At 31.3% G+C, this 14,551-nt stretch carries 11 protein-coding genes and 1 tRNA gene; 7 read left to right on the forward strand and 5 right to left on the reverse strand.

Annotated features, from left to right (window positions below):
• Positions 1-120 precede the first annotated feature (120 nt).
• Entirely contained in the window at positions 121-963 is an 843-nt protein-coding gene (locus V4P56_RS01210) for a peptidoglycan-binding domain-containing protein (protein WP_455482279.1), read from the reverse strand.
• Between the two features lie 972 nt (positions 964-1,935).
• Between V4P56_RS01210 and V4P56_RS01215 the strand changes: the two genes are divergently transcribed.
• Positions 1,936-2,304, forward strand: coding sequence for a DUF5330 domain-containing protein (locus V4P56_RS01215; protein ID WP_455482280.1), 369 nt, complete (start codon positions 1,936-1,938; stop codon positions 2,302-2,304).
• A 124-nt stretch (positions 2,305-2,428) separates the two neighbouring features.
• A complete protein-coding gene (locus V4P56_RS01220) occupies positions 2,429-2,839 on the forward strand; it encodes a SufE family protein (protein WP_455482281.1) in 411 nt (136 codons plus the stop codon).
• Positions 2,840-2,945: 106 nt separating this feature from the next.
• On the opposite strand, the gene V4P56_RS01225 is transcribed toward V4P56_RS01220, so the two are convergent.
• Positions 2,946-3,383: a MucR family transcriptional regulator gene (locus V4P56_RS01225; protein ID WP_455482282.1), complete on the reverse strand. Its 438-nt coding sequence runs from the start codon at positions 3,381-3,383 to the stop codon at positions 2,946-2,948.
• Positions 3,384-4,271: 888 nt separating this feature from the next.
• Here V4P56_RS01225 and V4P56_RS01230 point away from each other — a divergent pair.
• Positions 4,272-6,365, forward strand: coding sequence for a S9 family peptidase (locus V4P56_RS01230; RefSeq protein WP_455482283.1), 2,094 nt, complete (start codon positions 4,272-4,274; stop codon positions 6,363-6,365).
• A gap of 83 nt (positions 6,366-6,448) precedes the next feature.
• Here V4P56_RS01230 and V4P56_RS01235 read toward each other — a convergent pair whose 3' ends face one another.
• The gene (locus V4P56_RS01235) at positions 6,449-7,051 is read right to left on the reverse strand and encodes a superoxide dismutase (protein WP_455482284.1); all 603 of its coding nucleotides are present in this window, start codon (positions 7,049-7,051) and stop codon (positions 6,449-6,451) included.
• 1,012 nt (positions 7,052-8,063) lie between these two features.
• Between V4P56_RS01235 and V4P56_RS01240 the strand changes: the two genes are divergently transcribed.
• Positions 8,064-8,138: transfer RNA gene (locus V4P56_RS01240), tRNA-Gln, on the forward strand.
• A gap of 1,435 nt (positions 8,139-9,573) precedes the next feature.
• Here the strand turns inward: V4P56_RS01240 and V4P56_RS01245 are convergent.
• Together V4P56_RS01245 and V4P56_RS01250 are read right to left on the reverse strand one after the other, a co-directional pair.
• Entirely contained in the window at positions 9,574-10,899 is a 1,326-nt protein-coding gene (locus tag V4P56_RS01245) for an HlyD family type I secretion periplasmic adaptor subunit (RefSeq protein ID WP_455482285.1), read from the reverse strand.
• On the reverse strand, positions 10,889-12,556 hold the full coding sequence (locus V4P56_RS01250) for a peptidase domain-containing ABC transporter (protein ID WP_455482286.1): 1,668 nt from the start codon (positions 12,554-12,556) through the stop codon (positions 10,889-10,891). Before V4P56_RS01250 ends, V4P56_RS01245 begins: the two co-directional genes overlap by 11 nt.
• 696 nt (positions 12,557-13,252) lie before the next feature.
• Here V4P56_RS01250 and V4P56_RS01255 point away from each other — a divergent pair.
• The 3 genes from V4P56_RS01255 to V4P56_RS01265 all read left to right on the forward strand — a co-directional run bounded on the left by V4P56_RS01255 (position 13,253) and on the right by V4P56_RS01265 (position 13,964).
• Complete coding sequence (locus V4P56_RS01255; protein WP_455482287.1) at positions 13,253-13,378, forward strand: hypothetical protein; 126 nt, start codon at positions 13,253-13,255, stop codon at positions 13,376-13,378.
• Between the two features lie 20 nt (positions 13,379-13,398).
• The gene (locus V4P56_RS01260) at positions 13,399-13,524 is read left to right on the forward strand and encodes a hypothetical protein (RefSeq protein ID WP_455482288.1); all 126 of its coding nucleotides are present in this window, start codon (positions 13,399-13,401) and stop codon (positions 13,522-13,524) included.
• A gap of 314 nt (positions 13,525-13,838) precedes the next feature.
• The gene (locus tag V4P56_RS01265; RefSeq protein WP_455482289.1) at positions 13,839-13,964 is read left to right on the forward strand and encodes a hypothetical protein; all 126 of its coding nucleotides are present in this window, start codon (positions 13,839-13,841) and stop codon (positions 13,962-13,964) included.
• The last annotated feature ends 587 nt before the right edge of the window (positions 13,965-14,551 follow it).

The raw sequence follows: 14,551 nt of genomic DNA on the forward strand, positions 1-14,551 counted from the left end.
GTTAACTATATGCGTTGGAGAGGTGAGGTCGATCTTTGATATGTTTATGTGAGAAGATAAGATATGGATAATGCAGCATATATATATTTATCTTATGTTTTATAAGATAAGGGGGATCTTTTAATTCAGCAAACCAATTTCACGCATTTTCATTAAAACTGTGTGATTGACTTTACCTGTTATAGGAAGGTTAAATATCTTTTGAAATTGTTTTAAAGCATCTATTGTATTTTGATCTTCTACACCAGTAACAATTACCTCTTGGTGACCAAAAATACGTAAAGCTTTTTGAACCTGTACAATATCTGTCATAGGAGATTCTAAAATAGTTTCTTTTGAAGAAGGAAGATTGCTTGTTTTTGTTGTATCATTTGCCATTTCCATTTCGCTATGCTGAATTAATATTGCAATCTCATCTATTGTGGATTTTGGTAGGGCACTGTTTTGCACTCTATCAGCATTTTGTTGTTTCCATAATACTATGGCACGACGTGTTTTAGGTCCCTCTACTCCATCTAAGGAACCATCATAAAACCCTAATTGTGCTAATTTTTTCTGTATTTTTAATGTGCTTTCTGAAAAAGAATGTGAAGGGGGATTTTTTCGTAAATTATTCGGAATAGGTACAGGAATAATATGAGTATCGGTTTGAAATTTTGCTTCTTTTTTTGGTAAATTAGAACTTTTCCCTATACCTGAAATTGATATGAATTCCATTTGGGTAGATACATCCTGGTGCATTGCTACTTGTGAAAATAAAGCATTAAAGGAAACAAATCCAAAACTGATAGAAAAAAGAAAAAATCCAATGGCTAACAAAGTGTTTTTACGTGTGTGAAAATAAATCTGTTTTGCTATCCAGAAAAGCAAACGACCATTGATGAGAAAAAATGTTATAACAATACTACGTTGTGTATGCTTTTTTATAATTTTTGTTTTGCGTGTTTTCCGTTTTTTTGTCATTTTACGATTATTTTTTATAAAGAATCTAACATAAATTATTCCATTTCCAACTAAAGGGAGGTATATGTATTGCCGTTGATCTATTCTTTCAAATTACTAAAATAAATAAAATTTTCACATTATATATAATTATAAATCAACTGCATCCTTTATAAATTCCTTTTAATCTCATATTTTAAATGCATTCTTGGTACGTATAAAGATAGTTTTTTGCTATGCGATATCGCGTTTTTTTTCATTTTCAACTATATCGGTATATATAATTAATTTTTTATGATTATTTAAATGGCAGTGCACATACTTCTTTATAATGCTCTTCTTTCGCATATACCGGATGGCATTTATGAAATCAAGTTAAGACATATTTTGGAGTACTACGAAGCTAATGGGCAGCTACATCTCTTTCAAATATCTCACATATATCAACTTATGTTTTCATGTAACAGTATGACCAGAATCATTTATTCAATATTGTATCGTATGTCGATATAAATCCACTCTACTAATATTCAATAAATTTTGTAAATTTCAACTGAAGTTATTTTAAAAATACCTGCAAAATAGTAAAAAATCTTCTTAATTTTCTCAACTTCATATCTACGGTCTTTTATAAAACAATATATGAGAGTCGTATAGCACTTTAAGTTTCGCTCATTACCATAGGTAATTGCCCATTGTTTTCTTTATCATAATATCTTAATTTTTATGATATGCAACCGATGTCATAAACGTTCACATATTTTAAAGGCACTTAATCTGTTTTGCAAATTTTATGTTAAGTCACTAACGAAAAAGTAATATATTTTGCCTGTGCACGCTTACACTATATATTTTTTACAGCATAGGTAACAATTAAGCTCTGTAAATGAATACTTAATTATGAAAAATGCTAGTTTTATAAATCTTTTATAAACAAGAAGCCTATAAACTGTTGCTTTTGTTTCATTTGCAATTGCGGTATACTAGTTATCTATGATACGTTTTCTAATAAAATTATCATTGTTTTTGTTTTTTATTTTTGTTGTCGTTTCATTCTTTGTAGAAATGCCAAGTGGTAACCGTTTTTCTACCCAAAGAGATAATGAGATAACAACAAGTGATGTGATTATTGCTTTTAAGGAAGCCTTAAATGAGTTAGGAACATTCTGTAAAAGACATGAAAAAACCTGCAAAGCCGGAAAGTCTTTTTTAAATTCACTTGGTGAACGTGCGCGTTATGGTGCAAAAGTAGTTTATGAATATCTTGGCCGTATACTGGATAATAATAATATGGTTCAATCTGAAAGTATGTCTCTCAAAGTAAATATATATAATCTGACACAAAAAAACAGAATCATATGACATTATCTCTAAATAAAAGTTTTGAACGTTTGTTATTGGCTTCGTGCTAAGAGGAATGAACACTTATCTGTCAGTCAAATGCATCAACATAATTAATAAAATAAGATAAGACAGGACTGTGGTTATGGCAGAAACGATTGATAATATTATAGAAAATTTTTCTCTTCTAGATAACTGGGAGGATCGCTATCGTTATGTCATTGAACTTGGCCATGAATTACCACCTTTTCCGGAAAGTGCTCGAAATGACGCCCATAAAGTGCCTGGTTGTGTTAGCCAAGTATGGCTTTTGTCTTCTCGTGATAACTCAGAAAATCCAACATTAACATTTCAAGGTGATTCTGATACCCATATTGTGCGAGGACTTATCTATATTCTTCTTACCTTTTATTCAGGTAAAAAAGCCTCTGAAATTCGCGATGCTGATGCTGAAGGGCTACTTGAGGTACTTGGTTTAAATGAGAACCTCACACCACAACGATCAAACGGCCTTAAATCGGTGATTGAGCGAATCCGTAATGAGAGTTCTTTATAAACATCAGAGGCTTTTATAGTAAAATTATCCAAAAGCTTTACGGAAAATATGCCTTTAAAAAAGTATTTTTATCTACCTAATGTAATTATTTTTGGATAAAATACAATTATTTGATTTTCTTCCGTTGGCTTTTGCGTCCAAGTCCCATTTCCTTTGCTAAAGCTGAACGCGCCTTTGCATAATTGGGTGCAACCATAGGATAAGAACTATCCAATTGCCATTTTTCACGATACTCATCAGGTAACATTCCATAGTGTGTCATTAGGTGACGCTTTAAAGACTTAAACTTCTTGCCATCTTCAAGACAAATAAGATAATCAGGGAAGATCGAACGCTTTGGGTTAACAGCAGGCCGCTGCTTTTCAATTTCAACTTCCGTTAACTCCATATTACCTGCTTTTAGAAAAGCAGCATGAACATCAGCAATCAAACTTGGAACTTCAGTCGGTCGAATCGAATTATTACTCACATAAGCAGCAACAATATCGGCAACCAATGTAATAACTAAATTGCTTTCAGTCTCTAAGACTGGATGATGTTCCATTCTTGTTTCCTTTTAATTTAATCGAGATATAATTTGCATTTACATTCATAACAAAGAGATCTTATGCACGTAGGTTTCATATTGTACAAAAATATTTTTTGTCAATTCAATTATTTTATAAAATTGCTTAAACACAAAAAAATCAAATAAATTCCTCTTTTTTGTCATAATATATAACAAGAAAAATAATGTGCTTTCTTTTTTAAATACAGTTTTAGCTATAGAATATCATGTATAAAAACAAAATATAACACAAAATCAGTTATTTTATGGAAGATTTATAATTGAGAATATTACATATAAAATAGTAATATATAAAACAAATATTTTATCTTATAATATTAAGAGCGTTGGTATTTTTTTACAAAATTTCAATTTTTATGTTAGAAAATGATTTTTTCTGAATATAAAAAGGCACTTAAACGATTTTTTTTAAACTCGATAAAAATACGATAAACAAAAAAAATAAAATATATATTATGGATACAGAGTATCATAAAGAATTAATACTAAAATAACATATTGTCATATATTAGTACAGTATTAAAAGTTTTTCCCTCTCCAGATTATAACAGTACCATCTCAAATACATTTTTTGTGTATATTCAACAATCAGTTCTACTGTTTGGAAGAAAAATCTAATTCTGATGCTAAAAGGTCAAATCATGCTAATCTGCCTATCAGGGTGATATTACACTTATACAAAGCGATATTCATGGCAAAGAAACATCTATGATACGGTAACAAAAAAGTACACAGTATAATCGTGAAACTTATCTCAGTGATATTTTCAAAAGTAGATAAAGTTTATAAACTTAAATTATTGTGTAAATGGTATAATTCTAACATATAAAAAAAATCATCCCCATCTTTTACATAGGATTATGTATGACTCGCTCTTCAGTACTTCCTCCCAAAGCATCAAAAATTATTCATAAAGAAATGCATCACGGTATTTGTCGTGATGATCCCTATTATTGGCTGCGTGCATCTAATTGGCAAGACGTTTTCAAAAATCCTAGCTGTCTTGATAAAAATATTCGACATTATCTTGAACAAGAAAATGCTTATCAAGCTGCTCAAATGGCTGATACACAATCACTACAAGATTTTCTTTTTGATGAAATGAAAAATCGCATTCAAGAGAATGATAGTTCCGTTCCTATAAAACATGGATCTTTTGCCTATGGATTCTCTTATGTTACTGGAGGCCAGCAGCCACATTATTTTCGTACATTAAGAAATGGAGGAGAAAAAAATGTTTACCTTAATGGCGATACTTTGGCTGAAGGTAAAGAATATTTCAACTTTGGTTCAGTTCAAGAATCTCCGGATCATACACATGTTGTATGGACTTATGATGATAAAGGATCAGAATTTTACACAGCTAAAGTTCGTAATTTAGAAACGTTATCTGATTGTGCAGATACAATTACTGATACATCTGGGCAGATCGTATGGGATGCTAAATCTGAAGGATTTTTCTATACTAAGATGGATGAAAATCATCGACCTTCTAAACTTTATTATCACCGATTAAACACAGATCAATCACAAGATAGGCTTATTTTTTATGAAGATAATCCAGGATTTTTTCTACATGTAAGTAGTTCTAAGCTTAATGACGTTATTTATATTAATATCCATGATCATGAAACATCAGAAATCTGGATCATCCCTGCTGAAACACCTCTTACTGTTCCCCAATGTATACGGAAACGGCAAAAAGGTATTGAATATTCACTTACAGAAGGTGGTGATGTTTTTTATATTCTTACCAATATAGATAACGCAAAAGATTTCAAAATTATGGTAGCACCATATACATCGCCACAATCAGAAAATTGGTCTGAATTTATACCACATCAGCTTGGGAAGCTGATCATATCTCATGATGCTTATCAAGATTTTCTTATCTGGCTTGAACGTTTTGAGGGGCTTCCTCGTATAAAAGTAATGGAGCGTACCACCAAACAAATTCATTCCATTGCTTTTACAGAAGAAGCTTATTCTCTAGGTTTACAAGGTGCTGCAGAGTATAATAGCCAAATTATTCGCTTTTCTTATTCATCTATGACAACACCTAATCAAGTTTTTGATTACGAAATGAAAAGTCGCAAAAGGGTACTTTTAAAAACGCAAACAATTCCCTCAGGGCATAATGCAGATAATTATGTAACACGGCGTATTATGGCAATTGCCGACGATGGTGAGAAAATTCCTATCTCACTTTTTTATCATAAAACTACCACTCTTGATGGTAGTGCACCTTGTCTTCTTTATGGTTATGGTGCTTATGGAAGCTCTATTCCTGCCAGTTTCAATAGTAATGTACTTTCTTTAGTTAATAGAGGGTTTATTTATGCAATTGCTCATATTCGTGGAGGAAAAGAAAAAGGAGTTGAATGGTATGAGAAAGGAAAACATCGTTTTAAATACAATACATTTACAGATTTTATTGCTTGTGGGCGTTATCTTGTAAATAATAAATTCACTGCTCATGATCGACTCATAGCTTATGGTGGCTCAGCAGGAGGAATGTTGATGGGTGCTATTGCAAATATAGCTCCACAAGATTTTGCTGGTATTGTAGCTGATGTGCCTTTTGTTGATGTTTTAACAACTATGTTAGATGCTTCATTACCATTAACACCACCAGAATGGCCTGAATGGGGGAATCCCCTTAAATCAGAAGAGGATTATAATCTTATTTCCTCTTATTCACCTTACGATAATGTTAAAGCTCAAAAATACCCACCTATCCTTGCGATTGCAGGACTAACTGATCCTCGTGTAACTTATTGGGAGCCCGCAAAATGGGTAGCAAAATTACGTGACTTAAAAACAGATAGCAACGCAATCTTACTGCGTATTAATATGGATTCAGGTCATGCAGGTGCGGCTGGGCGGTTTTCAAAGCTAGAAGAAATTGCATATATTTACGCATATATCTTAAAAATAGTAGGGAAAAATCACTGCTAATTTGAGCATTTTTCTTTTTAAAAGGCTCCATGATTGTTGGATTATAGAGCCTTTAATCCTCTATGAAAGATTATATAGATAGATTAAAATCCGTATTCTTCATAAAGTTTTAAAACATAGTCCCAATTAATTAAATTATCCACGAAAGCTTCAATATATTTCGGACGTGCATTGCGGTAATCTATGTAATAGGAATGCTCCCATACATCAATCCCTAGAATAGGTTGAGCATCATAAACTAAAGGATTTTCACCATTAGGTGTTTTCATAATTTCAAGTTTACCGTTTTTAACAGCAACCCACGCCCATCCAGAACCAAATTGGGTACTGGCAGCAGCAATAAAATCAGTGCGAAACTTATCGTATCCACCTAAATCAGTTTTAATAGCTTTTTCTAATTTTCCAGGCAGTTTTTGATTTCCATCATTCTTTTTCATCCAATACCAAAAATGATGATGATTGTAGCATTGAGCTGCATTATTAAATAAACCAATATTCTGCCCAAAGCTTTTTTTAATAATATCTTCAAGACTTTCATTTTCTAAGCCTAAATCTTTTATAAAATTATTGGTATTGGTAAGATAAGCGAGGTGATGCTTATCATGATGATACTCAAGCGTTTCACGTGACATATAAGGTGAAAGGGCTTCATAATCATAAGGCAACTCAGCTAATTCAAAAGCCATTTAAAAATCTCCTCGATTCTAATTGTTAAGCTTACTCCACAAGCTTAATTTGCCACTTATAGCATCTAAAAGCAAATATTGAATACCTGTTTGTGTTAATTTAATTTTAACGATCTTTTATTTGTGAGATAATTTTTTCTGGATACATCTTTTTAATTAATGAAAAAATATCATTGACTTATATAATCCTGCTTCTGAAAAAATTTTATATCCGTTACCTAATAAAAAATACAACCGTCTTTATACAGAATAAAAAGTAAATTTAAATAATTATCATTTTTTGCAATTATCATCTAAAATATATTCTCAATATCATACAAAGTATCTTTACCTACTTTAAAAGATTTTTTAGCTTATTCATCGCTGAGTATGTTACCATTTTTATCATAACGCTTACCTTAGATCATATGCTGCTATCTTTTATAAGAATCATCAGATTTTTTTGTATTGTCCTAAATAATGTCACATCAGGTGAATTGTGATTGATTGTTTGTGCATATTGGACACAATAATATTATCTATGATAATCTAATAATGCTTGTCGTAAATTATCAGTTTAATTGATGGGAGTGGAGGACAAATTGTTGTACGTTAAATAAACAAAATCAAGTATGTAATCAAAGAAAACAAAGAGTCAGAAATATATAAAGTGATTAAATTCTTATTATTTTGTTTTTATAATTTTAGGTTTAGATAATAGAAAAAATATTATTATGAGTTATGGTTATCGATGATTTGTTGAATACAGTGGTAAAGCAAAAAAATTACATTTTATGTAATTACTGAGATGGATAGATAAAAGAGAAAAATACAAAAATGCAAAACTATTGGTGGGGGATGAGTACTTATTTTTAGGGATATAAACAATATTTGTGTTTATTATAAGTTCTGCGTTATCGTGATCTGAGTAGGATTTTGTAATAAAAAAATAAGAGCTTTTATTTTCAGATGTTGCGCATAATCATAGGAATCGCTATAAGATGCGAACGCGGATGTGAGCATGTTCTTCTTTTGGGGTATAGCCAAGCGGTAAGGCACCGGTTTTTGGTACCGGCATTCCCTGGTTCGAATCCAGGTACCCCAGCCATTTAAACAATATCCTTAAGAAAATATTGTCAATTTCGAGATAAATCTTTCTGACTTTTTCTATTCATTTTAACCACTTTAATATAGGGGTTATCGTGTTATCTTCAATTCGGGTAAAAAGCACTTTTATTCACAAAATTGGTGCTACTATATTTTTCTACACGCATTGCTGCTAATTTTCTCAATCTGTATGGTATTTTTATCTTCATCGTATTCATTATCCGATCTAATCAGCCTCAATAAAAGGGGGAAGATTCACTATAGTAATAATATTCTTATGATTGTCTTTCTTATCTTTGAAGTTTTCAGTGCTGATATCGTAAATACGTTGATATTTTTTTCATCTACATTATTTAGTACTAGGTGTTCCATCAGTTTTTTGATTTGTTTTGGGTGAAGAGATTTTCTTTGATACACGTAAAAAACTTTTTTTCAATATTCTCAGCTTTTGTTGTTTTATAAAAAGTTTTTTATATTTTGATGATATTTATCTGGAGATCTTACCTTTTGTTTTTTAATTTTTTTGAGCTGTAAGATAATAATATTTTAGCTTACTGTATAAGAATGTTTTATTTTGTAGTTTTGGCAATAGTTAAAATAGGAGCTCAACTAAACAAGTAGATTAAAGATAATTCATACTCTGCATTGATAAGGATGATACAAAAATACTATTAACTTATGGAAGGTTGTATATTTTTTCTCTGTTTGATAATTTTGCAGGTATTATAGCTTACAGATTTACTGTTTTATCACAAAAAATATTATATTTAGTAAAGCAAAATAGAAAATGTAAAAAACAAAAATTTAAAAAAGTTTCAAGGTATAATTAATCTTTAAGATTGGCTATAATGATTCATATCAAATCTAAAAATACTACTGATAATGGTGAGCAATTTTAGACAATAAAACTGTAAGCAACAGTTCCAAAATAAAATTCTTATTTATCATGGTGTACAAAAGAGGGAGTTTTTAAATAATTTATGCTCACTTAGTTTACAAAAATTCTTTCAGTGGAGTTTGTTCTTTATAACTGTGCTAGCAGGTAATTTTTTATATCTCATTTTTTTATTGCATTGAATAATATTAAATACAATGATTGAAGAATATATGTTGTGGTATATTTTATACGATGCCAGTTGTATGGTAAAGCATAATCAGTTACATATGTATTCCTCATTCTACCAATTGGTATCAGATAGAAGCTCTCCTTTTTCAAGCACAGATTGATGATTTTTCTCATCTAAAAAAAAATTAGATGATAAAGGTACAAAACTCTTTGTACTCATTTTTATAGAATCTTCATTCTCTAATTTTTGAAGTCATCTTCAAATTGAATTTAATATTTTAGATTCGCCAGTGGCAGTGTAAGAAAAATTTAAGTATTAAAACTACTATAACTCTCAAATTCATAAGAGAATCTATAATAGATATACATATTATCTTTCTTTGAGGGATTGCTCTAAAATTTTAGTGATAGGTTCAAAGAAATAAGAAATTAAACGACGTTTTGCCGTAATGATATCAACTGTTACGGTCATACCAGGGATAAATTTAAGTTGCTTATCATTCACATTAATATGATCTTGATCGATTTTGATCAAAACTGCGTAGGCACCATTCATTTTTTGGTCGTAGCGTGCTGTAGGGCCTACACTAATAATCGTGCCATGGATAATACCGAAACGTTCAGATGGAAAAGCAGAAAACTTTATGTAAGCACGTTGGCCATTTTCTAAAAAACCAATATCCCGATTATCAAAAAATGCTTCAACAATTAATCCACCTGTGTCAGGGACAATACGCATTAAAGTTTTACCAGCCTCTACAAAGCCACCTAAAGTGTGAATACTCAAATCATCAATGCGTCCATCAACAGGCGCATAGATTGATAATTGATCAAGGCGGTATTGAGCGCTATCAAGTTTAGCTTGTAATCCTTGAATAATTAGCTCTGTTTCATGAGAAATTTGCTGATAGCGAGCGATTTCATCAGAAATAAGACTTTGCTGTTGTTGATGAAGAGTATCTACTTCAGCGATGTTTTCATCGATACGCTTTTGATTAGTTAAAATCTCATGCTTTACCTTTTTAAGGTTATGTAAATGCTCTAAATAACTTGTTTGGCTAATGACTTTTGTTTCGATGAGGCTTTTTGCAGATTCTAGCTTTTTTTGACTTAATTGATACTCATCTTGCAATTTACTTAATTGCACATATTGAATATCACCGCTGCGTGCGACACGATTAGCTTGAGCTTGCAATGTTTTTAGTTTATCTTGTAGTGATTGAAGGGTAGCACTGATAAGTTTTTTCCCTTCGGTTACTACTTTTTCGCTGCTAGAGGAAAAACTTGGCAGGTAGGTGAGTCCTTTTATTACAAAATCTTTATCCAAAGGATCATTTTCACGCAATGTGGCTAAAATAGCTACTGCGATTTGTGCTTGAAGGGTTTGTTGTGCGATATCTGCTTGAACACGTGCGCGTTCATTTAAAGCTTCTCGCTGATCTAATTGAATGAGGAGATCACCTTGGTGAACGAATTGTCCTTCTTTCACAAGAATTTTCTCGACGCGACCTGTATTTGGTGCTTGGATAAGTTGAATATAGGCAGTGGGAATAATTATTCCTTGGCCTCGTGCAACAATTTCTGTTTTTGTGATAAAGCTACTGATCACAATAAAGAAGAATAAAGTGATCAAAATAGCAACAACCATATGAAGTGTTGGTGATAACGGACGTAAATGGAGTATCTTATTTGCCATGTTTTGCTTCTAGATCAGTGAAATTTAATATGGTTGCATGTTTAGGAAAAAGGTCAAATTTGTGCGTAATGACAAGAACGATACGATCTTTCGAAAGCTTATATAAATGATCAACAATCTGTGTACTGACGAACTCATCCAGTGCAGAAGTGGGTTCATCTAAAATAAGAAGGCGCGGTTCTGTCAGAAAAAAACAAGCCAAGGCTAGGCGTTGGCGTTGTCCACCTGATAAAAAACTACCTTGCTCTCCTACTTGGGTATTCAGCCCTTGGGGTAATTGAGCGATTAAATCATGACAAGCGCTGACATGAAGTGCGGTGTCTATTTCCATCTTAGTTGCATCTGGTTTGGCAAGATACATATTTTCAAGGATGGTTCCGGAAAAAAGACATGGGTTTTGGGGGAAATAGGAGATTGTTTTGCGCACACTACGGATATCAAAGTTTCGTAAGGATTGGTTGTTAATGAGTATCTGCCCACTTTCTGGGGTATAGAGACCACAGATAAGTTTAGCTAAAGTCGATTTTCCACAACCTGAAGGGCCAAGTAACATAATGGGTTTCCCAGGTTGTAAACAAACATCAAGATGATTGACAATTTTCTTTTTCCCATAAGAAAAACAGATCTCTTTGGCTTCAAGATAGGGCATTGTGGTTAGCTGAAGAGATGGTTTTTCATTTTCCCATTCTGATGGGGAGTTGATAATATCACCTAAACGAAAGCGAGAAACTTTCAAATTCTGCCATTCTTCCCATAGAGATGCAAGGTTTAATATAGGAGCAGAAACATTGCCTGCGAGAAGATGAAAGGCAACAAGTTGTCCCAGTGTGATTTGATTTTGAAGAACTGCTTGAGCGCCCAAAAAGATAATAAGAATATTAAAAAGGTCGCCAAATATACGGCTTACAGCTTCATTCAGGATATGCAACTTACTAGTTGTTAGGCTTTGATCAAGGCTACGAGCTAAAGTTTCTTGCATGCGTATTGTATGGACAGGTTCCTTTACATGCGCTTTGATAGATTCAATATTAGTAAAACTTTCAATAAGACGTGATTGATGAGCTGCTTGTAGGGTAAAAGCATAGCGTAATTGGTACCGCAAAAAGGGGCCAACCAAAGCCAAAGATCCTATTTGCAAAGGTAGAATAATGAGGACAATAAGAGTTAGTTGCGGACTAATGGAAAAGAGTGCTGCAATATAAATGATCGCAAAGATCACATTTAATACGGTTGTTGCGATAGTTCCTGTTAAGAAATTTCGAATTGTGTCAACTTCTCCAATTCGTGTAAATAGTTCTCCTACCTGCCAATGACGTAGAATAGGCAAGGAGAGGCTTAAAACATGGTTATAAAGGCGACATCCCAATTCTAATGTCACTCGATTGGCTAAGTAATTTCCTAAATAGCCTGATAAAACACTAAGAGCTATGTTAAACAACATAATAGCAATCATAAAGATAACGATCACATATAAGCTTTCTGCACGTTGAAAAGGCAAGACACGGTCAATAATTGCCTGAAAAATAAATGGGTTAACCAAGCCAAGTAAGCGCAAAACAATAGCAATAATGCTAAGCTCAATGACATAGTAAATGTATTTTTTTGTTGTCTTTGTAAACCAAGAGAAGGATACCAATTTTTCTGATGAACTGTTCATTTGCTTTGATTTTATTTTTGATAAAAGTAAAGAGAAGCTTATTTTTCATATTTTAATTCTATTGTAAATAAAATTATTAATTTATTTAAAGTATTTATTTATGTATTAATAATATATACGTTATGTGCATATTATTAATACATAATTTTATTGATAATTTTCCAAATTATATTTGACATTTATTTGAATAAGATGATACTACGCTTGTAGTGTATCATTGTGATACGTTTTTTATTATATTACGATGGAGTTTATATGCAGTTTTCATTTGGTTTTAATTTTTTTGATGGTACACTCAATAATACAGGCGGAGGTGGAATTAACTTCGGCCAAGGTACATCTACATCAAGTTCTGCAAAATTTTTTAGTCTATAATTTATAATTAATTGAAGTGAGGTTCATATGCAGTTTTCATTTGGTTTTAATTTTTTTGATGGTACACTCAATAATACAGGTGGAGGTGGAATTAACTTCGGCCAGGGTACATCTACATCAAGTTCTGCAAAATTTTTTAGTCTATAATTTATAATTAATTGAAGTGAGGTTCATATGCAGTTTTCATTTGGTTTTAATTTTTTTGATGGTACACTCAATAATATAGGCGGAGGTGGAATTAACTTCGGCCAAGGTACATCTACATCAAGTTCCATCAAATTTCTTGGTTTATAATTTATAATTAATTGAAGTGAGGTTCATATGCAGTTTTCATTTGGTTTTAATTTTTTTGATGGTACACTCAATAATATAGGCGGAGATGGAATTAACTTCGGCCAAGGTACATCTACATCAAGTTCCATAAAATTTTTTGGTTTATCTCTATAATTGATTGAAGTGAGGTTCATATGCAGTTTTCATTTGGTTTTAATTTTTTTGATGGTACACTCAATAATACAGGCGGAGGTGGAATTAACTTCGGCCAAGGTACATCTACATCAAGTTCCATAAAATTTTTTGGTTTATCTCTATAATTGATTAAAGTAGGGTTTATATGCAGTTTTCATTTGGTTTTAATTTTTTTGATGGTACACTCAATAATACAGGCGGAGGTAGAATTAACTTCAGCCAAGGTACATCTACATCAAGTTCTGCAAAATTTTTTAGTCTATAATTTATAATTAATTGAAGTGAGGTTCATATGCAGTTTTCATTTGGTTTTAATTTTTTTGATGGTACACTCAATAATACAGGCGGAGGTAGAATTAACTTCAGCCAAGGTACATCTACATCAAGTTCCATCAAATTTCTTGGTTTATAATTTATAATTAATTGAAGTGAGGTTCATATGCAGTTTTCATTTGGTTTTAATTTTTTTGATGGTACACTCAATAATACAGGCGGAGGTGGAATTAACTTCAGCCAAGGTACATCTACATCAAGTTCCATCAAATTTTTTGGTTTATGTCTATAATTGATTAAAGTAGGGTTTATATATAATTTTATTCAATTTTAATTCTTTTAATAGTGCAATTAGTAGTGTGAATCTTGGTATTTTATGATTGTTCCAAGTGGTTAAGTAGAGCCTGATTTGCACTTATTGAAGTGATAGATAATGTTTAGCTGAGATATCCCTAAAGACGTTATTATTATATTTAATAAATATAATTCTGTATATGTGTTTATAGACAAAATATATTTCGGGGATATCTATTATTTATAGTATTGTGTATTATAATTTAAGTTTTGATAATAGATATTTTTATAAAATTACATAAGTATTATTTTTAGTAAATGTTCTTTTATTTATATATATTATTTTTAAAATAATATTTACTGGTATAATTGAAAAAAGTACTGTAATATCAAATTTATTTTTAAGTGACATATACACTATTTTCTTATATTTTTATAATATCTTAGTGAATTTTTTATATGATGGAAGTAAAGTAAGAAATAGTCAAATCAATAAATTTTTACAATATTAAGAAGTTTTATTATTATTGATTTGTTATGTTTTCTGTTTTTTATTCTTTATTTTTTATAGCTTTGTTATTGATG

Source organism: Bartonella sp. B35(2025) (assembly GCF_053794465.1).

What these genes read in the sequence shown, in the direction of transcription:
- V4P56_RS01210 (WP_455482279.1), bottom strand. Translation starts at nt 963, where the DNA reads ATGACAAAAAAACGGAAAACACGCAAAACAAAAATTATAAAAAAGCAT.
- V4P56_RS01215 (WP_455482280.1), top strand. Translation starts at nt 1,936, where the DNA reads ATGATACGTTTTCTAATAAAATTATCATTGTTTTTGTTTTTTATTTTT.
- V4P56_RS01220 (WP_455482281.1), top strand. Translation starts at nt 2,429, where the DNA reads ATGGCAGAAACGATTGATAATATTATAGAAAATTTTTCTCTTCTAGAT.
- V4P56_RS01225 (WP_455482282.1), bottom strand. Translation starts at nt 3,383, where the DNA reads ATGGAACATCATCCAGTCTTAGAGACTGAAAGCAATTTAGTTATTACA.
- V4P56_RS01230 (WP_455482283.1), top strand. Translation starts at nt 4,272, where the DNA reads ATGACTCGCTCTTCAGTACTTCCTCCCAAAGCATCAAAAATTATTCAT.
- V4P56_RS01235 (WP_455482284.1), bottom strand. Translation starts at nt 7,051, where the DNA reads ATGGCTTTTGAATTAGCTGAGTTGCCTTATGATTATGAAGCCCTTTCA.
- V4P56_RS01245 (WP_455482285.1), bottom strand. Translation starts at nt 10,899, where the DNA reads ATGGCAAATAAGATACTCCATTTACGTCCGTTATCACCAACACTTCAT.
- V4P56_RS01250 (WP_455482286.1), bottom strand. Translation starts at nt 12,556, where the DNA reads ATGAACAGTTCATCAGAAAAATTGGTATCCTTCTCTTGGTTTACAAAG.
- V4P56_RS01255 (WP_455482287.1), top strand. Translation starts at nt 13,253, where the DNA reads ATGCAGTTTTCATTTGGTTTTAATTTTTTTGATGGTACACTCAATAAT.
- V4P56_RS01260 (WP_455482288.1), top strand. Translation starts at nt 13,399, where the DNA reads ATGCAGTTTTCATTTGGTTTTAATTTTTTTGATGGTACACTCAATAAT.
- V4P56_RS01265 (WP_455482289.1), top strand. Translation starts at nt 13,839, where the DNA reads ATGCAGTTTTCATTTGGTTTTAATTTTTTTGATGGTACACTCAATAAT.